Annotated in this window: 23 protein-coding genes; 12 read left to right on the forward strand and 11 right to left on the reverse strand. The window is 64.2% G+C overall.

What is annotated here, in order from left to right; translation table 11 throughout:
- Positions 1-52 precede the first annotated feature (52 nt).
- The 3 genes from HZB49_RS29345 to HZB49_RS29355 all read left to right on the forward strand — a co-directional run bounded on the left by HZB49_RS29345 (position 53) and on the right by HZB49_RS29355 (position 1,690).
- Positions 53-280 carry a hypothetical protein gene (locus HZB49_RS29345; protein WP_291617639.1) on the forward strand — a complete coding sequence of 76 codons (228 nt, stop codon included), beginning with the start codon at positions 53-55 and terminating at the stop codon, positions 278-280.
- A complete protein-coding gene (locus HZB49_RS29350) occupies positions 277-558 on the forward strand; it encodes a type II toxin-antitoxin system RelE/ParE family toxin (RefSeq protein WP_291617640.1) in 282 nt (93 codons plus the stop codon). Before HZB49_RS29345 ends, HZB49_RS29350 begins: the two co-directional genes overlap by 4 nt.
- A 64-nt stretch (positions 559-622) precedes the next feature.
- Positions 623-1,690: a threonine aldolase family protein gene (locus HZB49_RS29355; protein ID WP_291617641.1), complete on the forward strand. Its 1,068-nt coding sequence runs from the start codon at positions 623-625 to the stop codon at positions 1,688-1,690.
- Between the two features lie 10 nt (positions 1,691-1,700).
- Here HZB49_RS29355 and HZB49_RS29360 read toward each other — a convergent pair whose 3' ends face one another.
- Complete coding sequence (locus tag HZB49_RS29360; protein WP_365859675.1) at positions 1,701-3,365, reverse strand: glycosyl hydrolase family 17 protein; 1,665 nt, start codon at positions 3,363-3,365, stop codon at positions 1,701-1,703.
- 80 nt (positions 3,366-3,445) lie between these two features.
- Between HZB49_RS29360 and HZB49_RS29365 the strand changes: the two genes are divergently transcribed.
- Positions 3,446-4,948: a GH1 family beta-glucosidase gene (locus HZB49_RS29365; protein ID WP_291617643.1), complete on the forward strand. Its 1,503-nt coding sequence runs from the start codon at positions 3,446-3,448 to the stop codon at positions 4,946-4,948.
- A gap of 5 nt (positions 4,949-4,953) precedes the next feature.
- Here the strand turns inward: HZB49_RS29365 and HZB49_RS29370 are convergent, their stop codons facing one another.
- From HZB49_RS29370 to grxD, 4 genes are read right to left on the reverse strand one after another with little or no spacing between them, the layout of a single operon-like run.
- The gene (locus HZB49_RS29370; protein ID WP_291617644.1) at positions 4,954-6,258 is read right to left on the reverse strand and encodes a serine hydrolase domain-containing protein; all 1,305 of its coding nucleotides are present in this window, start codon (positions 6,256-6,258) and stop codon (positions 4,954-4,956) included.
- On the reverse strand, positions 6,239-7,540 hold the full coding sequence (locus HZB49_RS29375; protein WP_291617645.1) for a serine hydrolase domain-containing protein: 1,302 nt from the start codon (positions 7,538-7,540) through the stop codon (positions 6,239-6,241). The genes HZB49_RS29370 and HZB49_RS29375 overlap by 20 nt, the downstream gene beginning before the upstream one ends.
- 40 nt (positions 7,541-7,580) lie before the next feature.
- A complete protein-coding gene (locus HZB49_RS29380; RefSeq protein WP_291617646.1) occupies positions 7,581-8,129 on the reverse strand; it encodes an O-acetyl-ADP-ribose deacetylase in 549 nt (182 codons plus the stop codon).
- 9 nt (positions 8,130-8,138) lie between these two features.
- Positions 8,139-8,471 (reverse strand): Grx4 family monothiol glutaredoxin, encoded by a 333-nt coding sequence (gene grxD, locus HZB49_RS29385; protein WP_291617647.1) that lies wholly within the window; start codon positions 8,469-8,471, stop codon positions 8,139-8,141.
- 301 nt (positions 8,472-8,772) lie between these two features.
- Between grxD and egtB the strand changes: the two genes are divergently transcribed.
- From egtB to HZB49_RS29400, 3 genes are read left to right on the forward strand one after another with little or no spacing between them, the layout of a single operon-like run.
- Complete coding sequence (gene egtB, locus HZB49_RS29390) at positions 8,773-10,026, forward strand: ergothioneine biosynthesis protein EgtB (RefSeq protein WP_291617648.1); 1,254 nt, start codon at positions 8,773-8,775, stop codon at positions 10,024-10,026.
- A 44-nt stretch (positions 10,027-10,070) separates the two neighbouring features.
- Complete coding sequence (gene egtD / locus HZB49_RS29395; RefSeq protein WP_291617649.1) at positions 10,071-11,045, forward strand: L-histidine N(alpha)-methyltransferase; 975 nt, start codon at positions 10,071-10,073, stop codon at positions 11,043-11,045.
- Positions 11,046-11,102: 57 nt separating this feature from the next.
- Positions 11,103-11,489, forward strand: a complete 387-nt coding sequence (locus HZB49_RS29400; RefSeq protein ID WP_291617650.1) for an MAPEG family protein — start codon at positions 11,103-11,105, stop codon at positions 11,487-11,489.
- Between the two features lie 2 nt (positions 11,490-11,491).
- Here the strand turns inward: HZB49_RS29400 and HZB49_RS29405 are convergent, their stop codons facing one another.
- On the reverse strand, positions 11,492-11,788 hold the full coding sequence (locus HZB49_RS29405) for a hypothetical protein (protein WP_291617651.1): 297 nt from the start codon (positions 11,786-11,788) through the stop codon (positions 11,492-11,494).
- Positions 11,789-12,064: 276 nt separating this feature from the next.
- Here HZB49_RS29405 and HZB49_RS29410 point away from each other — a divergent pair, with 276 nt between their 5' ends.
- Entirely contained in the window at positions 12,065-12,259 is a 195-nt protein-coding gene (locus HZB49_RS29410; RefSeq protein WP_291617652.1) for a hypothetical protein, read from the forward strand.
- Between the two features lie 9 nt (positions 12,260-12,268).
- Here HZB49_RS29410 and HZB49_RS29415 read toward each other — a convergent pair whose 3' ends face one another.
- Both HZB49_RS29415 and HZB49_RS29420 read right to left on the reverse strand, forming a co-directional pair.
- A complete protein-coding gene (locus HZB49_RS29415) occupies positions 12,269-13,444 on the reverse strand; it encodes a low temperature requirement protein A (RefSeq protein ID WP_291617653.1) in 1,176 nt (391 codons plus the stop codon).
- Positions 13,445-13,468: 24 nt separating this feature from the next.
- The gene (locus HZB49_RS29420; protein WP_057838868.1) at positions 13,469-13,705 is read right to left on the reverse strand and encodes a BolA family transcriptional regulator; all 237 of its coding nucleotides are present in this window, start codon (positions 13,703-13,705) and stop codon (positions 13,469-13,471) included.
- Between the two features lie 184 nt (positions 13,706-13,889).
- Between HZB49_RS29420 and HZB49_RS29425 the strand changes: the two genes are divergently transcribed.
- On the forward strand, positions 13,890-14,249 hold the full coding sequence (locus tag HZB49_RS29425; protein WP_291617683.1) for a DUF427 domain-containing protein: 360 nt from the start codon (positions 13,890-13,892) through the stop codon (positions 14,247-14,249).
- A gap of 186 nt (positions 14,250-14,435) precedes the next feature.
- A complete protein-coding gene (locus tag HZB49_RS29430) occupies positions 14,436-15,617 on the forward strand; it encodes an acyltransferase (RefSeq protein WP_291617654.1) in 1,182 nt (393 codons plus the stop codon).
- Positions 15,618-15,716: 99 nt separating this feature from the next.
- Here HZB49_RS29430 and purL read toward each other — a convergent pair whose 3' ends face one another.
- The gene (gene purL / locus HZB49_RS29435; RefSeq protein ID WP_291617655.1) at positions 15,717-17,927 is read right to left on the reverse strand and encodes a phosphoribosylformylglycinamidine synthase subunit PurL; all 2,211 of its coding nucleotides are present in this window, start codon (positions 17,925-17,927) and stop codon (positions 15,717-15,719) included.
- Between the two features lie 160 nt (positions 17,928-18,087).
- Here purL and HZB49_RS29440 point away from each other — a divergent pair, with 160 nt between their 5' ends.
- Positions 18,088-18,567 carry a PaaI family thioesterase gene (locus HZB49_RS29440; protein ID WP_291617656.1) on the forward strand — a complete coding sequence of 160 codons (480 nt, stop codon included), beginning with the start codon at positions 18,088-18,090 and terminating at the stop codon, positions 18,565-18,567.
- A 100-nt stretch (positions 18,568-18,667) separates the two neighbouring features.
- On the forward strand, positions 18,668-19,627 hold the full coding sequence (locus HZB49_RS29445; protein ID WP_291617684.1) for an EamA family transporter: 960 nt from the start codon (positions 18,668-18,670) through the stop codon (positions 19,625-19,627).
- Between the two features lie 4 nt (positions 19,628-19,631).
- On the opposite strand, the gene HZB49_RS29450 is transcribed toward HZB49_RS29445, so the two are convergent.
- Complete coding sequence (locus HZB49_RS29450; protein WP_291617685.1) at positions 19,632-20,564, reverse strand: tripartite tricarboxylate transporter substrate-binding protein; 933 nt, start codon at positions 20,562-20,564, stop codon at positions 19,632-19,634.
- A gap of 110 nt (positions 20,565-20,674) precedes the next feature.
- Complete coding sequence (locus HZB49_RS29455; protein ID WP_291617657.1) at positions 20,675-21,220, reverse strand: hypothetical protein; 546 nt, start codon at positions 21,218-21,220, stop codon at positions 20,675-20,677.
- Positions 21,221-21,237: the final 17 nt, after the last annotated feature.

The following is a 21,237-nucleotide window of genomic DNA, read 5'->3' on the forward strand; positions in this document are numbered from 1 at the left end:
ATCCAAAGGCCCCGGTTTTGCCGGGGCCTTTTTGTTGTGGTATCTTTTCGCTATGACCCGTTTGCTGGAACAAGCCTTTAGCAAAGTTGCCACCCTGCCCGACGCAGAGCAGGACGAACTTGCACGCGTTCTTTTGGAGCTCGCGGGCGTCGAACAGCCGCCGATCCAGTTGACAGCAGAGGAAGATGCCGATCTCGCTGAAGCGGAAGCCGAGGTTTCGCGCGGTGAGTTGGCTTCTGCAGAGGAAGTCGACGCCATGTGGAAGAAGCATGGCCGGTGAACGTCCGCTACACACGCCGTGCTCTCGCACAGATCGACGACGTACTAACCTTCATTGACGCGCGGTCACCTCGGGGAGCGACGCACGTCCGAGACCGCATCTTTGCCCTCGTCTCGCTCTTGCAAGAGCGTCCGTTTGCCGGACGCATGACTAGCCGCCGCAATATCCGGCGCCTGCCAACGAATCCCTATCCCTATCTGATCGACTATCGCGTCGACGAGGACGAGATCGTGATCTTGCGATTTCGCCACTCCGCCCGCCGGCAACTTTATCCCTGATGTCTCCGATGCTGACAACAAATCCGGATCGTGATTCAATTCGCCCGGAAAGATGAGGATCACAATGTTCTACACCCCTCCCCCGCGCGATCCCAAGGCGCCGCCGGTGCGCATCAACCTGCTGTCGGACACGCAGACGCGGCCGACGCCGGGGATGCGCGAGGCCATGGCAAGAGCGGAAGTCGGCGACGAGCAGATCGGCGACGATCCGACGGTGAACGCGCTATGCGAGCGCGTGGCCGACCTGCTCGGCAAGGAAGCCGCGGTGTTCATGCCCTCGGGCACCATGTGCAATGTCGCGGCGACGCTGGTGCATTGCCGGCCGGGCGACGAGATCTTGGCGCATGAGACCGCGCATATCATCGCCCGCGAGGGCGGCGCGCATGCCGCGCTCGGCGGCTTCCAAATCACGCCGCTGAAGGGCGATGACGGACAATTCTCGCCGGAAACGCTTCGGGCAGCATTGCATCCGCGCTCGCGCTACCAGCCGCCGCAGACCGTGGTCAGCGTCGAGCAGACCGCCAATATCGGCGGCGGCACGATCTGGAAGAAGGCGGCGCTGGATGAAGTCGTTGACATCGCCAAGGCCAATGGCATGGCGACCCACATGGACGGCGCGCGGCTGCTGAATGCCACGGTTGCCACCGGCATCTCCGCGCGCGACATGGCGGCGGGATGGGATTCGGCCTGGATCGATTTCTCAAAGGGTCTCGGCGCCCCGATCGGCGGCGTCATCGCAGGCTCCCGCGAATTCATCGACGAGGTCTGGCGCTGGAAGCAGCGGCTCGGCGGCTCGATGCGGCAGGCCGGCGTCTGCGGAGCCGCCTGCATCTACGCGCTCGATCATCATGTCGACCGCCTTGCGGAAGATCACGCCAATGCGCGCGCGCTGGCCCGCGGGCTGTCGCAGATCGACGGCATCGAGGTGCAGCAGCCCGAGACCAACCTCGTGTTCTTCAAGCCCGACGGCGCCGGCGTCTCCGGCGATAAGATGGTGGCGGCCTTGCGCCCGCGCGGCGTGCTGCTGGCGATGATGGACGGCCGCATCAGGGCCTGCACGCATCTCGATGTCACGGCAGGGATGATCGAGGAGATGGTCGGCCACGTGCGCGAGATCGTTCGCTCGGCGTAGCGCCCGCCCGTCAGCCGCGCGCAGCCGGCTCCATGACAACGGCCGGGACGGCATCCGCCGCCGTCTCGGCGAAGGTAACGGCGCGCGGCCGCCATAGCGTGATGCCGAGCACGAGATAGGCCGCGCAGGTCCACAGCGACTGCCAGTTCTGCGCGCCTTCGTTCAAGGCGATATAGGGCGCGGTGACAGCGAACAATCCCGCGAACACGCACTCGGCCAGCGGCCGCCTGCCCGATTCGGCGGAATTGAACATGGCCACCGCAAAAAACGGCATCACGGCCATGGTGAGGCTGGCGAACGGAAAATCCCGCCAGCGCCCGTCGAAGACGAGGGCCAGTGCCGTCTCCGTTGCCAGCAGGGTGGTCAAGATCAGGGTGATGCCCAGGCTCCGCGTCATCGGCGACGGGCCCCGGTCGTCCGCCGGACTCAGGACTGCGAAGAAAGTCGGAAGCGAACGCCCCGCCACCAGCGCATGAGCCGACAGCAACGGTGCGGCCATTCCTGCGGCAATCAGCGAGCCCTGCAGCAGCCAGCCGCCGATCCCGTAGCTTTCGAGCAGCATTTTCTCGACGCCGATTCCGAGCAGGACTCCGCCTGTCGTCGCGCAGATCGCCACCGCAACCCAAGCGGAGGCTCGCGGCGGCGGCGATGGCCGAAGCCGCAGCGTCAGCAAGCCGGCCCCGAACACCGAAATGCAGAAAGCGAGGCCGCATGCCAGTTGCAGCTTCCAGGACGGATAGTTGCTGATCTCCGCCCCGGCCGGATATTTCAGCTTGCGATCGGTCGCATCCAGCGAGCCCCAATGGGCGCCCACCGACCCCTCCCACTTGCGCTTCCACGGCTCGTCATAGGCCTCGAACAGGTTGACGCGAAACTTGTCGCGCGCGGCGCGGCCGAGGATATCGGAAATGAAGCGGGCCTGATTGATGCGCGAAGCCAGCGCACCGTCGCGCATCCGCCCGTGGCTCGGCCAGCCGGTTTCGCCGATCAGGATTTCCTTGCCGGGGAACGCCGCCACGACCTGCAGCCGGACCTGATCGACATGGGCGGCGGCCTCCTCGGCGCGCACGGGAACGTCCTCCCAATAAGGCAGGAAATGAACGGTGACGAAATCGACGTCAGCGGCGACCTCCTTGTGACGCAGCCAGAACTCCCAGACGTCGGCATAGGTCACCGGCACATTCGCGCGCTGCTTGACCGAGCGGATGATCTCGCGGAGGTCGGACACGATCATGTCGCCGCGCAGCAGCACTTCGCTGCCGACGATGATCGCGCTGACCGTTCCGGAATGATCCCTGGCGAGCGAGATCGCCTTGTCCGCCAGGATAGCGTTCGTCGCGCGAGTTCGTCCGAGCCACACCCCGAGCAGGACCTTCAATCCCACCTTGGACGCGAGCTCGGGCACCTTGTCCAATCCATTGTCGATGGAATAGGTGCGGATGCATTTGGTTATCCCGGCCAGTACGGCCAGATCCTCGGCGATCTGGTCCGGGCTGACGATCAGGTCCGGGTTATGCGGCGTCTGATCGCCCCTGAAGGGCGCGTAGGAGACGCATTCCAGTTTCGCCGCGGGATCGATCGGCGCACGCGCCAGGGTGACCGGCGCGGCCAACCACCACCAGACCGCTGCAACGATGCCAAGGGAAACGGACAGAAGCGCCAGCGGCGTGCGCAAGGTGATGATCCCGTACGGTTTGCGCGATGTGACGGGAGTTTGTAGCATCTGCTTCCAATCTGCATCAAGGCTGGGCGCGAATGGCAACCCGGCTGCAAACACGTGAAATGATGGCCTCCAACCAGTTTTCCCGCCGCCAGTTCGCTGGCCTCGCCGCCGCGTCGGCGCTTGGCCTGTCGGCCCCCTCGGCGGCCTCCGGTCAGACCGACCGGTCCAGGAAGAGCGAGCCGAAACGACGAGCCCGATCGACCTTTCCCAAGGGCTTTCTGTGGGGCACGGCCACCTCGTCCTACCAGGTCGAGGGAGCCGTGAACGAGGATGGCCGCGGCCCGTCGATCTGGGACCGCTTTGCGCACACGCCGGGGACGATCTCCGATCGCAGCACCGGCGACACCGCGAGCGATCACTTTCATCGCTACAAGGAAGACGTTCAGTTGATGAAGGCGCTGGGCACCAAGGCCTACCGCTTCTCGATTGCCTGGCCGCGCGTCTTTCCGGAAGGCACCGGCTCGCCAAATCCGAAAGGCCTCGATTTCTACAACCGACTGGTGGACGAGTTGCTGGCAAACGGCATAGCGCCGTTTGCCACGCTTTATCATTGGGACCTGCCGCAGGCGCTGCAGGACCGCTTCGGCGGCTGGACCTCCCGCGACACATCGAAAGCCTTTGCGGACTATTCAGCCTATGTGGCTGCGCGCCTGAGCGATCGGGTGAAGCACTTCTTCACCATCAACGAATGCTCCCGGTTCGTTCACCTCGGCCACGGCATCGGCGCCGACGCCCCCGGCCTCAAATTGCCGCAGGCGGAACTCAACCAGGTCCGCCACCACGTCGCGCTCGGACATGGCATGGCGGTGCGGGCGATCCGGGCCAGTGCGCGTGCCGGAACGAAGGTCGGTCCGGCGGAAAACGCCGTGAGCTGCATTCCCGCCATCGAAACGCCAGCGAACATCCGCGCGGCCGAGATGGCCATGCGCGAGCTCAACGCCGGCTATCTGACGGTGATCCTGGAAGGAAAATATCCAGACACATACCTGGCCGGCAAGGATGCACCGAAATTCACCGCCGAAGACCTGCGCATCATTTCATCGCCGCTCGATTTTGTCGGGTTGAACGTCTACACACCGGACCACTATGTCATTGCCGCCGAAAACGAACGCGGCTTTACGCTCGCGCCGTTCCCCGCATCGTTTCCCCACATGAAGGCGACCTGGCTGAGACCGGGTCCCGAAACGATGTACTGGGTACCGCGCCACGTCGCCAAGGTGTGGAACGTGAAGTCGATCTACATCACCGAGAACGGGACGTCCGGGAGCGACCAGCCGGCCGCCGACGGCACCATCTACGATGTGGACCGCATCATGTATCTGCGAAACTACCTGGCGCAGCTGCAGCGCGCGACGTCCGAAGGCGTGCCCGTATCCGGGTATTTCCTGTGGAGCCTGATGGACAATTTCGAATGGGGAGACGGATTTGAGCAACGCTTCGGACTCTACCACGTCGATTTCGAAACCCAGCGCCGCTCACCCAAGCTGAGCGCATCGTTCTATCGGGAGACGATTGCGCGAAACGCGGTGGCCTGATCTCGTCAGTCCCTGCGCAGCCCCTTCCCCATTGCCTCGAATATCATCGTCTTCAGGTTCAACTGTATCCGCCCGCCCTGTGTCGGCGCCATCACCATGAAGATTCCGAACATGTCGTCGACGGGATCGACGAAATAGAAGCTGCCGCCGGCGCCATCCCAGCGATACTCGCCGAGCGGCCAGGTCGTGCCGGGCGGCGGCGAGGTGCGCACGGCAAAGCCAAGACCGAAGCCGCTGGTGGGGCCCGGGAAATAGAAGGGATCATGAATGATCCCGGTCTTCGGCCCGATCTGGTCCGACGTCATCAGCGCGACGGTCTCGCGCTTGAGATATCTCTTGCCGTCCAGTTCGCCTCCATTGAGCAGCATCTGCAGGAAGCGGGCGTAGTCGGCGATGGTCGAGACCAGGCCGGCGCCGCCGGACTCCCAGCGCCGCTTCTCCGTCGGATCCTTGATCCCGGCAACCCGGAAGCGATCGACCAAGAATCCCCTGGCAATCAGCGGCCACTTCGCCTTGTCTGCGACATGATAGGCGGTATCGGACATGCCGAGCGGATCGAACAATCTCTGCTTCTCGAACTGGTAAAGCGTCTGGCCCGAAACCACCTCGACGACGCGGCCGAGCACGTCGGTTGAATGGCTGTAGTTCCAGCGCGTTGCCGGCTGGTCGGCGAGCGGCAGCACGGCGATCCGGTCGGCAAAGTCGGCGTTGTCATAATCGCCCGCGTACAGCAGCGGATTGGCATAAAGCTTCTGCACCTGGGTTTCGCCAAAGAAGCCGTAGGTGATGCCCGACGTGTGGCGCAACAGGTCCCTGATCGTGATCGGGCGCTGCAACGGCACGAGCTTGAGCGGATGCTTTCCCGACTCATCGGAAAGATCGACGCCGACCCTGGCGTCCGCGAAGGAATGAATGTACTTCGCGACGGAGTCGTCGAGGGACAGCTTGCCGTCGTCGACCAGCATCATCACCGCGACCGACGTGACGGCTTTCGACATCGAATAGATCTGGAAGATCGAATCCGGCGTCATCGGCTGCCCGGTGTCGGGATCGCGGATGCCGAAGCATTCGAAATGAACCGGCTTGCCGTGTTGCTGAATCAGCAGGATGGCGCCGGGAATCTTGCCGGCTGCAATCTCGCTGCGAACGGTATCGCCGATCCGCTTCAAGGCCTCGGGCGACAGCGTCCCCGCGGCCGGCGAGCGGGAGCCGGCGCGCACCTCGCCGGCCCAACCGGCGAACAGCAGAATCGCGAGCGCTGCGGCGGCAAGCCAGCGCCCCGCGGCGCGCTCAGTTCGCCAGCGCTTCATAGACCAGCAGCTTGAGGGTGCGCTGGATACGCTGGCGCTCCGACGGCGTCTGCTCGAGCAGCACGAAGAGCATCTCCTGCTTGCGGTCGATCACCATATAGCAGCCGCTGGCGCCGTCCCATTTCAGCTCGCCCAGCGAACCCGGCGGCGGCGGCTTGGCGTTGCCGGGATCGGTGCGCACGGCAAGCCCGAGCCCCATGCCAAAACCGTCCCCCGGGAAATAGAAATAGTCGCGGTCGACGCCGGAGCCGGGACCGATGTGGTCGGCGGACATCAACTTGAACGTCTCCGGCGTCAGGTAGGTCTTGCCGTCATAGGTCCCGCCGTTGAGCAGCATCTGCGCGAACTTCGAGAAATCGTCCATGGTGGAGACCATGCCGCCGGTGGCGGACTCCCACTTCTGGCGAACCTCGGTCCGGTATTGGCGCCCGACGCGGAAGTCGCTGTCGTTCGGCACCGGCTGGGCGAGCCGCTTCAGCCGCTCGGGTTCGGTGACGAAGAAGTTGGTATCGACCATGCCCAGGGGATCGAGCAGCTTTTCCTTCTCGACCTCGAGCAATGATTTTCCCGAGACGACCTCCATGATCCGGCCGAGGATGTCGGTGGAATGGCCGTATTGCCAGAGCGCCCCGGGCTGGTTGTGCAGCGGCAGCCTGGCGATGCGCTCGGCGAATTCGGCGAGGTCGAAATCGCCCGCATAGAGGTTGGCGTCCTTGTAGGCCTTGCGCACCAGGCTGTCGCCATAGAAGCCGTAGGTGACGCCGGAGGTGTGACGCAGCAGGTCGAGAATGGTCATGGGGCGGACCGGATCGACCAGCTCGAGCGTCTTGCTGCCGTCCTCGGCCTTCTTCTCGACGCCGACCTTCACCTTGGCGAAGGAGGGAATGTATTTCGAGACGGGATCGTCGAGCTTCATCTTCCCGTCCTGGACCAGCTGCATCGCCACGATGGAGGTGATCGCCTTGGTCAGCGACGAGAGGCGGAAGATGGTCTTGTCCGTGATCGGCGCCTTGGACACCACATCCTGCACGCCGAAGGTCTCGTGATAGACGTCCTTGCCGCGCTGCCGGATCAGGATATCCGCGCCGGCGATCTTCCCGGTCTCCACCTCGTTCTTGAAGAACGCGGTTATCTTCGCAAGCTTCTCCGGATTGAATTTCGCGCCGGCCGGGATTTCGTACGTGCCCTCGCTGGCGAAGGGCTGGGCGGCAGCTGGCGAGACGGCAACAAGCGCCAGCAACGCGCCGATAGCGGGCGCACGCACGCAATTCCTGAAATGCATCAACCCCTCCTGCATCAGTACGAGGAGTGTAGCGGAGAGGTCAGTCAGGGCAAGGGCTGCCGAAGGCGGCAAGCGCCTCTTCATGCAGCGTCGCGCTGTCGCGGGAGAAGCAGCAGAAAATGACGCGGTTTACCGCGGGGGCGGCTTCCAGCGCGCTCACGGTGGCGGCAACCGCAATGCGTGCCGCGCGGTCGGCGGGAAAGCGATAGACGCCGGTGGAAATGGCGGGAAAGGCCAGCGAGGCCAGGTCATGAGCCCGACACAATTGAATCGCGCGGCGATAGCAGGATGCGAGCAGTTCGTCTTCGCCGCGGCTGCCGCCATTCCAAACCGGCCCGACCGCGTGGATGACGTGGCGCGCCTTCAGCCGATAGCCTTTGGTGATTTTCGCATCGCCGGTTGCGCAACCGTGGAGGGTCTCGCATTCCACCTTGAGTTCGGGGCCGGCCGCGCGATGGATTGCTCCATCGACGCCGCCCCCACCGAGGAGCGACGTGTTGGCGGCGTTGACGATGGCGTCAACGCCAAGTGTTGTGATGTCGGCAACGATGACTTCCAGCCGCGCCTTGCCGATCAGGCGCGAAGCCAAGTCCCGGCCTCAGGCCGCAGCGTTGACCGCGATGCCCTTGTCGGCGAACAGCTGCTGCAATTCGCCGGCCTGGAACATCTCGCGCACGATATCGCAGCCGCCGATGAACTCGCCCTTGACGTAGAGCTGCGGGATGGTCGGCCAGTTCGAATAGGTCTTGATGCCGTCGCGCAGTTCTGCCGACTCCAGGACGTTCAGCCCCTTGTAGCCGACGCCGATGTGATCGAGGATCTGCACCACTTGGCCGGAGAATCCGCACTGCGGAAATTGTGGCGTGCCCTTCATGAACAGCACGACGTCGTTGGCCTTCACCTCGTTGTCGATAAATTGCTCGATGCTCATCTTGGTTTCCTTCTGGGCAGGCCCCCTGCGGCGCTGCCTTGGCGGGACCGATACGGCCGATTTAACCCGGCGACTGGCCTATATGTAACCCCAAACCCTTGTTCGTCCAAAGTAAAATGGCGGGGAGCTGGCATGCGGGCCGGGGCCGGGAGCCCTGCTGCCACAGGCTGCCATAGCCCGGCCGCAGCAATATCATAGCGCCATAAGGCTTTTTTCCCGAAACGGATGCCCTATCTAGGACGAACTGTCCTCCAGGAACCCATCTGCCAGAGTAACGTTCTCTCCCTGATTGGAGACCATCGTGACGAAAACAGCCTCCGCCGCGGCCCCCCTCTCCGCCTCCGCTCCGTCACTGTTTTCCGATCCCGGGACGCTCGGACAGCGGCTGGTGGATGGCTATCTGGCAGTGCGCAACGAGACCGAGCGGCGTGCGGCGCCGCTGTCGCCCGAGGACCAGCTGATCCAGTCAATGACTGACGCGAGCCCGGCGAAATGGCACCGCGCCCATACCACCTGGTTCTTCGAGCAGTTCCTGCTCGGCGCGCACTGCGCGGGCTATGCGCCCTTCCATCCCGACTACGCCTATCTCTTCAATTCCTATTACGTCAGCGCCGGCCCCCGCCACGCCCGCGCCCAGCGCGGCCTTCTCACCCGCCCCACCGCCGATGAGGTCACGACCTATCGCAAGCATGTCGACGCAGCGGTCGTGAAATTCTTCCAGAGCGCAGACGAAGCCACGCTGAAGGCGCTGGCGCCGCTGGTGGAAGTCGGCCTCAACCATGAGCAGCAGCATCAGGAGCTGATGTACACGGACATCCTGCACGCCTTTGCGCAGAACCCGATCCCGCCGGCTTACGATCCGGCCTGGACGTTCCCGGCATCGACCCGCGGCGGCGAGGACTGGGCTGCCCTCAACGAGGGCATTCACACCGTCGGACATGCCGACGACAGCTTTCATTTCGACAACGAGAAGCCGGCGCACCGCGCGCTGGTCGGCCCGGTCAAGCTCGCACGCAACCTGGTCACCAACGCCGAGTGGCTCGCCTTCATTGCCGACGGCGGCTACCGGACCGCGACGCTCTGGCTGATGGACGGTTTTGCAACCGTCAGCAATGAGGGCTGGGAAGCGCCCGGCCACTGGCGCAAGGCCGACGGCGAATGGCAGATCATGACGCTGGGCGGCCTGCGGCCGGTCGATCCCGCCGCGCCCGTCTGCCATGTCAGCTACTACGAGGCCGATGCCTTCGCGCGGTGGGCCGGCAAACACCTGCCGACCGAGATGGAATGGGAAGTCGCCGCACGCGCCGGCCTCCTCAACGACGCCTTCGGCATCGTCTGGCAATGGACCCGCAGCTCCTACTCGCCCTATCCCGGCTACCGCGCGGTCGAGGGCGCGCTCGGGGAATACAACGGCAAGTTCATGGTCAACCAGCTGGTGCTGCGCGGCTCATCGCTTGCAACTCCCGCTGGCCACAGCCGTATCACCTATCGCAACTTCTTCTATCCGCACCATCGCTGGCAATTCACCGGGCTGCGCCTCGCCGATTACGCCTGATTTCATCACAATCGCGCGCCGGAAAGCGCGTTCGGGAGAGTATCATGAACGTACATGCCCCCGCTTTGGCCGAACCGCACCGCTTCGACGACGCGATGTCGGCATTCGCCGGCGACGTGATCGGCGACCTCTCGAAATTCCCCAAGAAACTCTCGCCGAAATATTTCTACGATGCGAAGGGGTCGGAGCTGTTCGAGCAGATCACGGTGCTGCCGGAATATTATCCGACCCGCACCGAGCTTGCGATCCTGCGCGAGCGCGGCGGCGAGATCGCCGGCCTGATCCCGCAGGGCGCCGCACTGGTCGAGTTCGGCGCCGGCGCCACCACCAAGGTCCGGCTGCTGCTCGAGCGTTCGCGCTTTGCGGCCTACGTGCCGGTGGATATTTCCGGCGATTTTCTCAACGCCCAGGCCGACGGCCTGCGCCGGGATTTTCCTGCGCTCGACGTCCATCCGGTCGCAGCCGACTTCACCGCGCCGTTCGCCTTGCCGGCCGCCGTCGCTGGTATGCCGAAGGTCGGCTTCTTCCCGGGATCGACGCTCGGCAATTTCGAACCGCAGGAAGCCGAGGCTTTCCTGCTCAGCGCGCGCAAGATCCTCGGGCGCGGCGCGCAGCTGATCCTCGGCGTCGATCTGGAGAAGGACGAACGCACGCTCTACGACGCCTATAACGATGCCGCCGGCGTCACCGCGCGCTTCAACCTCAATGTGCTGGAACGCATCAACCGCGAGCTCGGTGGCAATTTCGACCTCTCGGGTTTCATCCATCGCTCCGTCTACAACCGCGACCGCCATCGCATCGAGATGCACCTGATCAGCCGCAAGGCGCAGCGCGTGCGCGTGCTCGGCCACCACTTCTCGTTCCGCCCCGGCGAAAGCATCCACACCGAGAACAGCTACAAATACAGTCTCGACCGCTTCACGACGCTGGCTCAGACCTCGGGCTGGCAGGTGAAGGAGAGCTGGACCGACGAGGGCCGCATGTTCTCGGTCCACGCGCTGGTCGCTTCCGCCGAATAGGTTGCGAGACCGCGCCTTGTCTTGCTAGCTTCCCCGCCATCGGGAATTGGGGAAGCCATGAACGTCGCCATCGTCTGCACCGCGCTGCTCGGACTGCTGCTGTTCGGGCTCGGCCTCAACGTATCGATGCAGCGCCGGCAGAACCGGCGCAGTGTCGGGCATGACGCGAGCCCCGTCGACCCGCTGCATCGTGCGGTGCGGGCCCATGCCAACACCGCCGAATATGCGCCGTTCTTTGCGGTGCTGTTTCTGTGGTACGCGACGAAGCCCGCACCGACCTGGATCGTCGCCATCATCGTGCTCGCGACGGTGGCGCGCTTTGCGCTGGCGGGCGCGCTGCTGTTCGGACCGTCGCTCAACCGGCCGAACCCGGCGCGGTTTTTCGGCGCGCTGTTCACCTATATCTGCGGGCTTGCGCTCGCCGCGGGCCTGCTCGTCACCTGAGTTCAGGTCTTCGCCCGCAGCCTGTCTCGCGCGGTCCTCGGCCGGCGCGACGGCACGATGCGCGGCGCGGGCACCCAGACGTCGTTGACGCGCTCCGCGCTCAACAGCCAGGCATGGATGATCCGCCACTTGTCGTGGCCGCGCGACTGGAAATCCAGCAGCGGCGACTTGCTGTCTTCCAGCTCGAAAAAGAACTTCAGGGAATCCTTGCCCGTCGGGCCGCCCGCATCGACCGCCTGTTTGGCGATCCAGCGGTCCCATTCCTCGAGGATCAACGCTTTTGCTTCGTGTTGTTTCATCAGCGCGCATTCCCGGCCACGGAATACCGTGGGGGTTAAGGGTTATCGCGCTGGTCGGGGTTGTGGCGAGAAGATGTCAGCGCCGCCGCGCCCTAAAGACATCTTCTTCGTTACCGAAGGTGACAGAGACTTATTAAACCTTTCTGAACTTTTGAGTCGAGTCCGGAATGGCTTCGGCCAGCGAATACCCTTTTATCGTCGAAATTTTGACGCCGACTCAGACGACGTTCCCGCCGCGGCTTGGCTGGGGTGAGTTCGTGCCAGGGGATGTTAGTTATGAGCAACGCGTATCCGCAACCGGCCGGGCAGGATTCCCGGCACCCAACCTCATTTCATCACGACGAAGATAGCGACTGGGATGCCGGCATGGAGCACGACGTCGTGTCCCTGCTCGAGGAAAATGCACGGCTCCGTGCACTTGTGGTGCGACTTTCCGATCTCGTGCTCAAGAGCGTCGTCGACCAGAAATAGCACAACGCTTCAAGGCTTCGAGCGCAGCGACAGCGTTTCCCAGACCGCGACCATGATCATGATCGCGGTGGTGGCGATCGACAGCCATAGCGGCGACAAATCGCGGCCGAACCAGCCGACGGCTGCGAGCGCAACGATGCCGGCGCCGTGGGACAGTTGCAGGAAGCCGCGGATCGCGTGCTTGAACAGGATGGTGCCGACCAGGAACAACAGCGGGCCGCCGACTGCGGCCAGCACGGTCGTGCTGTCGGCATGGCCGCCCGGATGCTTGAGCACGAGTTCGTCGGCGACGGCGGCAAGGATGATGCCGGCGACGATCGGCATGTGCAGATAGGTGTAGGCGAGACGCGCCACCCGCCCGGATTCGGCGGACCTGGTGATCATCTCGGCGCCGGCCTCCGCACCCCTGTGGAAATAAATCCACCAGATCGCGATGCTGCCTGTCAGCGACGAGAGAAACGCGGCAGTGTTCTCGTGGGTCCATGACAGCTCGGCAAAGGTCGCGCCCTGGACGACGATGCCTTCGCCGAGCGCAATGATGATGAAGAGGGAGCAGCGCTCCGCCATGTGGCCGCCCTCGACGGCCCAGGCCTCAACCGACGAAAATCCCAGCCCTGGCGTCCAGAACCTCACCGCTGCCGAGAGGTATTCGATGGCAAGCGCCACGATCCAGAAATAGAGCCGGGTCTCTCCCTCGGCGAGCCCGCCGAGAATCCAGAACAGGGCGGAGAAGGAGAGCCAGGCCAGGATGCGGGTCGCATTGTGGCGAACCGGTGTCCGGTGCTTCGGTGTCACCAACAGCCAGAATGCCGTGCGGCCGACCTGCATGGCGGCATAGGCGCTCGCAAACCACGGGCCACGCTCCTCGAACGCCTTCGGGATCGACGTCGACAGCACAAGCCCGCCGAGCATCAACAGGAACAGCAGGATGCGAACCGGGGTCTGCTCGGGGTCGAGCCAGTTGGTGACCCAGGTGGTGTAGACCCAGACCCACCACACCGCGAGGAACAGCAGCGTGACCTGCAGCGCGCCCAATGGCGTCAGGTGATGCAGCAGCGAATGTGACAGCTGCGTGATGGCAAAGACGAAGACGAGATCGAAGAACAGCTCGGCATTGGTGACGCGGGCGTGCCGGTCCGGCACCAGCACGCGGAACATCGCGCCGCGTGGATTGTCCGCCGTCATGGCCCTGCCCCCGTGTCCCGGCGTTCAGCCCTCGGGCACGCCGGTTTGCAGGGCGAGTGCGTGCAGCACGCCGCCCATCTGGCCCTTCAGCGACTGGTAGACGATCTGGTGCTGTTGCACACGGGACTTGCCGCGGAAAGATTCCGAGATCACGGTTGCCGCATAGTGGTCGCCATCGCCGGCCAGATCCCGGATCGTCACCTCGGCGTCGGGAATCGCTGCCTTGATCATCGATTCGATATCGTGGGCGTCCATCGGCATTCCAGCAGACCTCCTTGGGGGTTTCGAATCAGGGCCGGATCGCGCGGCCGAGATGGCCGAACCTAGCGCGGACGGCCTTCTAGGTCACGTATCCCGATACTATATTGCGGCGGCCCAAGGTTTGGAATCTGCCCAATTGTCCCGCATCGATCACGACGGGCTGATCAAAAAAGGCACAAAATCCATGAAACTCCCCGGTCCGGACCATCCGATAACGATCACGCCCAATCCGAAGCGGGTCCGCGTCTCCGCCGGCTCCGTGGTCATCGCCGACACCACCCATGCGCTGACCCTGAAGGAGGCACGCTATCCCGCCGTGCAATATGTGCCGCGCACCGATGCCAACACGGCGCTGCTGGAGCGCACCGAACGGGTGACGCACTGCCCCTACAAGGGGGACGCGAACTACTTTTCCATCAAGGCCAACGGCACGACGCTGCAGAACGCGATCTGGACCTACGAGGACCCGTATCCCGCGATGGCGGAGATTGCGGGATACTTGGCGTTCTACCCGGACAGAGTGAAGGTCGAGGAAGTGGGGTGAGAGAAATGGATTGCTTCGTCGCGGAGCCTGTCATCGGGCGCGCGTTCGCGCGACCCGTTGGCTCCTCGCAATGACGGCGGCTCGCTGAAACGTCACTGATTCCGGTGCGTACCTGCCTGGTTAGGTCTTGCTGAAACCGGTTCTCGCTGCGAGATTTGACCGGCAAAAGAGCCTGCCCGGGGGTCCATGACTACCGTTTCACCTGTTGTGGCCGACGCGCACGCCGCGCCGAGGGCCAAGTCGCGCAACCTTTCGCTCGATCGTGCCCGCACCTTTCTGACGCTGGTGGTGCTGCTGCATCATGCCGTGATCCCCTACACATACTTTGGGCATTCCGATCCGAAATACTTCTTCGGCTTCGACATGGTCGTGCTGGCCACCGACAGCTTCTTCATGGCGATGTTCTTCTTCCTGTCCGGCCTGTTTGCATGGTCTGGCATCGCTCGCAAGGGACCGCGCGGCTATCTGGCGGGCCGCCTGCTTCGGCTCGGCCTGCCGTTCGTGATCTGCGCTTTCACGGTCATTCCGCTCGCCTATTACGCCATCTCGCTGCGGCACCATCCCGAGATCGGCTTTGCGGAGTACTATTGGAACATGGTCACGAAGGGCCCGTGGCCGAGCGGACCCATCTGGTTTCTCTGGGTCCTGTTCGCCTTCGACCTGGTAGCTTGTCTGCTGTATCGGCTGTCACCCAACCTGCTCGATCCCATCAATCGCCTCTCGCTGCACGGCCGGCGCCGGCCCGCAGTGTTCTTCGCGGTCATGCTCGCCGTTACCGCTGCGTTCTACGTTCCCGGCCTGGTTCACTACGGACCGAGCAGCTGGTTCGAATTCGGGCCGTTCTCGGTGCAGCACGGCCGCGTGATGCTCTATGCGAGCTACTTCTTCTTCGGCGCCGGCATCGGCGTTGCGAACATGGATCGCGGCCTGCTCGCGGCGGACGGCCGGATGGCAAGGGTCAGCTGGGACTGGATGGTGCTCGCGATCGTGCCGTATTGCCTGCTCTGGGGGCTGATCTTCATCAAGCGCGAGATACTGGGGAATCCGTCGCCGCTGCCGGACTGGTATGAGGCGATCTATGCCATCTGCTTCACCGTCTTCAGCGTCGCCATCATGTTCCTGATCCTGGCGTTTTTTCAAAGGTTCAAGCATTCGGGCACAGCCATGCTGCTCGACCCGATGCAGTCGGACGCCTACGGCATGTTCCTGGTGCACTATCCGATCGCGCTGTGGCTGGTCTACTGGCTGAATGACTACGGCCTGCACGCCATCATCAAGGCGACGATCGTCTTCGTGCTGACGGTCGCGTTCAGCTGGGCGCTGACCCGCGCGCTGCGGCAGATTCCGGGGGCGAGCAAGGTGTTGTGACGGCGCGCTGTCTCTATGCCGTCATTGCGAGCCAACGGGTCGCGCGAATGCGCGCCCGATGACAGGCTCCGCGAAGCAATTCTCGCGATGACGGCGGAACTAACCCTTGCCGTTCATGTAATTCGGCAGCCAGCTTTCGAACGCCTTCATCAGCGACGCGATCAACACCGGCGGCTCGCCCGCCACCGCTATCGCCTCACCGCCCGTGGTGCCGATGCGTACACACGGCACGCCCGCGCCCTTCATCTTCGCCAGCACGAGGCCAGCGTCGGCCGCGGGCACGGTGACGATGTAACGCGCCTGGTCCTCGCCGAACCAGTAGGCATGCGGCACGATCGAGGACGGCGCGGCCAGGAGCTGCGCGCCGATGTTGCTCGCCATCGCCATCTCGGCAAGCGCCACCAGCAGCCCGCCATCAGAGACGTCGTGCACAGCCGTGGCAGTCCCCGCGTGGATCATGCCGCGCACGACGTCGCCGTTACGCTTCTCGGCCGACAGATCGACCGGGGGCGGAGCGCCCTCCTCGCGGCCGCAGACGTCGCGCAGGTACACGGATTGGCCGAGCCAGCCATGGGTGTCGCCAATCAGCAGGATCGCCTCGCCTGCGGCCTTGAAGGCGAGCGTCGCGGATTTAGTGAAATCGTCGAGGACGCCCACGCCGCCGATCGATGGCGTCGGCAGGATCGCCCGGCCATTGGTCTCGTTGTAGAGCGACACGTTGCCGGACACGACGGGGAAGTCGAGCGCGCGGCAGGCCTCGCCAATGCCCTTCAGGCAGCCGACGAACTGGCCCATGATCTCGGGCCGCTCTGGATTGCCGAAATTGAGGTTGTCGGTGATCGCGAGCGGCTTGCCGCCGACCGCGGTGATGTTGCGCCAGGCCTCCGCAACCGCCTGCATGCCGCCTTGATAGGGATCTGCCTCGCAATAGCGCGGCGTCACGTCGACGGTCATGGCGAGGCCCTTCGGGCCGTCCTGCACCCGCACGACGGCGGCATCGCCGCCGGGCCGCTGCACGGTATTGCCGAGGATGACGTGGTCGTACTGCTCCCACACCCAGCGTTTCGAACACAGCTCCGGCGTGGCGATCAGCTTTTCCAGCGCGGCCGCAATGCTCATCGGCGTCTTCACGTCGCGCGCATGCACGACGGGCAATGCGGGCGACGCGACATGCGGCCGGTCATAGAGCGGCGCCTCGTCGCCGAGCTCCTTGATCGGCAGATCGGCCATCACGTCGCCGCCATGCTTGACCACGAAGCGCTTGCTCGGCGTGGTGTAGCCGACCACGGCAAAATCGAGACCCCACTTCTTGAAGATTGCCTCGGCCTGTTTTTCCTTCTCGGGCTTGAGCACCATGAGCATGCGCTCCTGGCTTTCCGAGAGCATCATCTCGTAGGCGCTCATGCCGGTTTCGCGCGTCGGCACCGAATCCAGAATGAGGTCGACGCCGAGATCGCCCTTGGCGCCCATCTCGACCGCCGAGCAGGTCAGTCCCGCCGCGCCCATGTCCTGGATCGCGATCACGCAATCGGCTGCCATGATCTCGAGGCACGCTTCCAGCAAGAGCTTCTCGGCGAAGGGATCGCCGACCTGCACGGTGGGGCGCTTCTCCTCGGAATCGTCGTCGAACTCGGCCGAAGCCATCGAGGCGCCGTGGATGCCGTCGCGGCCGGTTTTCGAACCGAGATAGACGATCGGCATGTTCACGCCGGAGGCGGCCGCATAGAAGATCTTGTCGGCGTCGGCGAGGCCGACGGCCATCGCGTTGACCAGGATGTTGCCGTCATAGCGGGTGTGGAAACGCACCTGCCCGCCCACCGTCGGCACGCCGAAGGAATTGCCGTAGCCGCCGACGCCGGCGACGACGCCGGACACCAGATGCCGCGTCTTCGGATGCTCCGGCGCGCCAAAGGAGAGCGCATTGAGGCAGGCGATCGGCCGCGCGCCCATGGTGAAGACGTCGCGCAGGATGCCGCCGACGCCGGTGGTGGCGCCCTGATAGGGCTCGATGTAGCTCGGGTGGTTGTGGCTCTCCATCTTGAAGACCACCGCCTGGCCGTCGCCGATGTCGATGACGCCGGCATTTTCGCCGGGACCCTGGATCACCCATGGCGCCTTGGTGGGCAGCCCGCGCAGGTGGATGCGCGAGGACTTGTACGAGCAGTGCTCGTTCCACATCGCCGAGAAGATGCCGAGCTCGGTGAAGCTCGGGACCCGCCCGATCAGCTTCAGGATGCGCTCATATTCGTCGGGCTTGAGCCCGTGGCTGGCGACGAGTTCGGGGGTGATCTCGGGTTCGTTGGTCTGCATGAGGCCCGTAATAGGAAGTCCGGAGGGGCTGGAAAAGGCCTTTTAGGGGGCATTTTCCCGCTGTCCAGAGCTTTGCAGAGGGGTGCCGCAGGAACGCGGTTTGCCTATTGGCCAAGGATCGGATTTAAGGGCCCAAATCCTGAATTGAAGGCCCATTTTCGTGAACGAGCTTCCCCAAAACGCATTCAACCTCCGCCCCGACGTACACACCGAAACCGAGGGCGAATTCAAGGGATGGCGCACCTGGACCCGGGACGCCTTCGAGACCCATAACGGGCCGTTCTGGCACCGCATGGACGAGACCGGAAAGGTGCAATGCGTCTTCCGGGTCGAGAAGAAGCACCTCAACGGCCAGCGCAACGTCCATGGCGGCTGCTACATGGCCTTTGCCGACTACTGCCTGTTCGCGATCGCCTCGGCGCATTTGCGGGGCCCAGGCGTGACCGTGGGCTTTTCCTGCGAATTCCTCGACGCGGCACATGAGGGCGAGCTGATCGAATGCGACGGCGAGGTCACGCGCGCCGGCGGCTCGCTGATCTTCCTGCGCGGCACGCTGCGTTCGGGCGAGCGCAAGCTGTTCACCTTCTCCGGCACCATCAAGCGGGTGAAGTGGAAGAAGCCGCCCGCGGCCGGCGCATAGCCATGCAGCTTGCCGCCTTGTGTGCTCCCCGTCGATAAGTCCATAAAGGCTGGGGAGCGCCGGGAAGAACAAGTTGCCGAAGAGCACAGCACTCAGCGAGATCGAAGCGGCGCCTGCGCCGCAGCCCGCCCCTTCCCCCGTCGAGCCGCGGCAACACCATTGGCGCGACTACGTGCTGTTGCTGGCGCTGGCATGCTGCTGGAGCTCCACCTATCCGCTGACCAAGATCGGACTGGGGTCGATCCCGCCGATCACCTTCATCTCGGCGCGCTCGCTGATCGCAGCCGCCTTCCTCATCGCGGTGTTGCGCTTCCGCGGACTGCGCCTGCTGACGGATGCGAAGGCGTGGAAGCTGTTTGCGCAACAGCAGACCATCAACTCGACCATTCCGTTCCTGATGATCACCTGGGCGCAGCAATACGTGCCGGCAGCGACCACGGTGGTGCTGGCCTCGACCACGCCGATCTTCGCATTCCTGATCACCTGGGGCATCACCCGCCACGAGCCGGCGACGCTGCTCAAACTCGTTGGCGCGATCCTCGGGCTTGGCGGCACCGCCGCGATCATCGGCCTCGATGCGCTCGGCGGCCTGTCCAGCGACATCGTCGCGGAGATGGCGATCCTGCTCGCCACCGTCTCCTTTGCCTGCGCGACGATCTTTGGCTTGCGGCTGTCGGACTACGATCCGATGGTGGTGGCGGCGGGCTCGCTGCTGTTCGGCGGCTGCGTGCTGTTGCCATTGTCGCTGATCATCGATCACCCCTGGACCCTGCGGCCGACGCCGGAAGCGCTGGCGGCGGCCTTCACCATGGGGATATTCTCCAGCGCGCTCGGACTGATGCTGTTCTACATGTGCCTGCAGCGGCTCGGCACGCTCACGACGAATGCGCAAGGATATCTGCGCATCCCGATCGGCGTCGGCCTGTCGGTGCTGCTGCTCGGCGAAGCCGTTCCGACGAATCTCGCGCTCGGCCTCGTGCTGGTCATGGCTGGTGTGGCAGCGATGACCGTGCCGGGCGATGCGTTCAGGGTCGCGATGCGACGGCTGCGCGGCGAGTAGAACGCTACTTCTGATCCCCGGGATCGGCGAGCAGCTTCCGGAATTTCTCGACGTCGCGCGTGACGAGTTGTTGCAGCACGTCGGGCGTCTGCTCGCCGGCGGCGGGCGCCACGGTCGACAGATCGGCAAAGCGCTTCTTCACCGGCTCGCTTTCGACCGCCGTCTTCGCCGCCGCATTGAGCTTCGCGATGATATCGGCCGGCGTGCCCTTGGGTGCGAACAGGCCGTTCCAGCCCTGCGCCTCGAAATCCGGCAAGCCCGCTTCCGCCGACGTCGGCAGCTCCGGCAGCGAGGCGAGCCGCACATTTGCGCCGACGACGAGGCCCTTCACCAGCTTCTCGTTGATCGGCTGCGCGACCGAGGCAGCAGCATCGCAGACGCCGTCGATCTGGCCGCCGATCGCATCCGTCAGCGCGGGCGCCGCACCGCGATAGCCGACCAGCGTCACGTCAACGCCCGCAGCATGCGCAAAGGCCTTGCAGATCAGGAAATTCGAGGAGCCGACGCCGGCATGGCCGAGATTGACCTTGCCGGGATTGGCTTTGGCCCAGGCGATGAACTCCTGCAGGTTCTTCGCCGGAAAATCCTTGCGCAGCGCGATGATGCCGAAAGTCTTCGCCACCACGGCGATCGGCGCGAACGATTCCGGCGCAAAGCTCAGCTTGGGATAGATGGTGTAGGCAGCCGCATTGGTGCCGGCGTTGCCGAGCGTGATGGTGTAGCCGTCGGCTTCCGCGCGGGCGACACGCGCCAGCGCGATCGACCCGCCGGCGCCGCCGACATTCTCGATCACCACGGGCTGGCCGAGCGCGATCGTCATTTGTTCGGCGACCGTGCGCGCGATCACGTCGGATGTGCCGCCAGCCGCAAACGGCACGACCAAAGTGACGGGCCGGGAGGGAAAGTTCTGCGCTTCCGCGGACACGCCTGCCAGCATCAGCAATATCCCGGCAAGGACGTTTCGCTTCAAATTCATCTCTCCCACAGACAGCCGCCGCCGGCACAGATATCGCTTTGCTGGTTGCAGCGCGACGAGCCAAGCCCAAATCAATTTGCCACCGCGTTACCTTCGCGAACGGAGCAAGTCGTTCCACCCACGTTGATCGACTGAACCTCGTAAGTGATCCGGCTGTCGTTCATATCTTTCCAGACGCTGGGACCGCCGGAACGCCCATACACCACCGAGGCGGAGCAGCTTGTGAACGACGGATCGAAGGTCACGACCAGGCGCCGCGCGAAGCCGCTATAAACCCCGGTTCCCACCAACCGGTCACCCTGGAAATTGGGAGTACCCTCGGAAGCACCTTCGCCAGGGCCCCGTTCGAAATCCTTGCGGCCCGAATATCTCGGGTTGTTGATGCTATTTCTACCCTTCACGAATACGCGCCCGGCGCCACTGACATACACCAGGCGTTCGCGCACGATCGTCGGGTTGGAGGCGGCGCCATCGGATCTTTTCTGGGTGACCTGCTCGGTCCAGCCGACAACAACGGACTTGCCATAGAGCTGCTTCGGCGCCGCGTTGGCGTCCAACGCCGGCAAGCCAACAGCCATTAGAAGCCCGAGCCACGCACCGGTCTTGGTCCCAACCATTGACGGCCTCCTCATCA

Origin of the sequence: Bradyrhizobium sp., assembly GCF_016219575.1 — a bacterium.
In the GTDB taxonomy this organism is placed as follows: Bacteria; Pseudomonadota; Alphaproteobacteria; order Rhizobiales; family Xanthobacteraceae; genus Bradyrhizobium.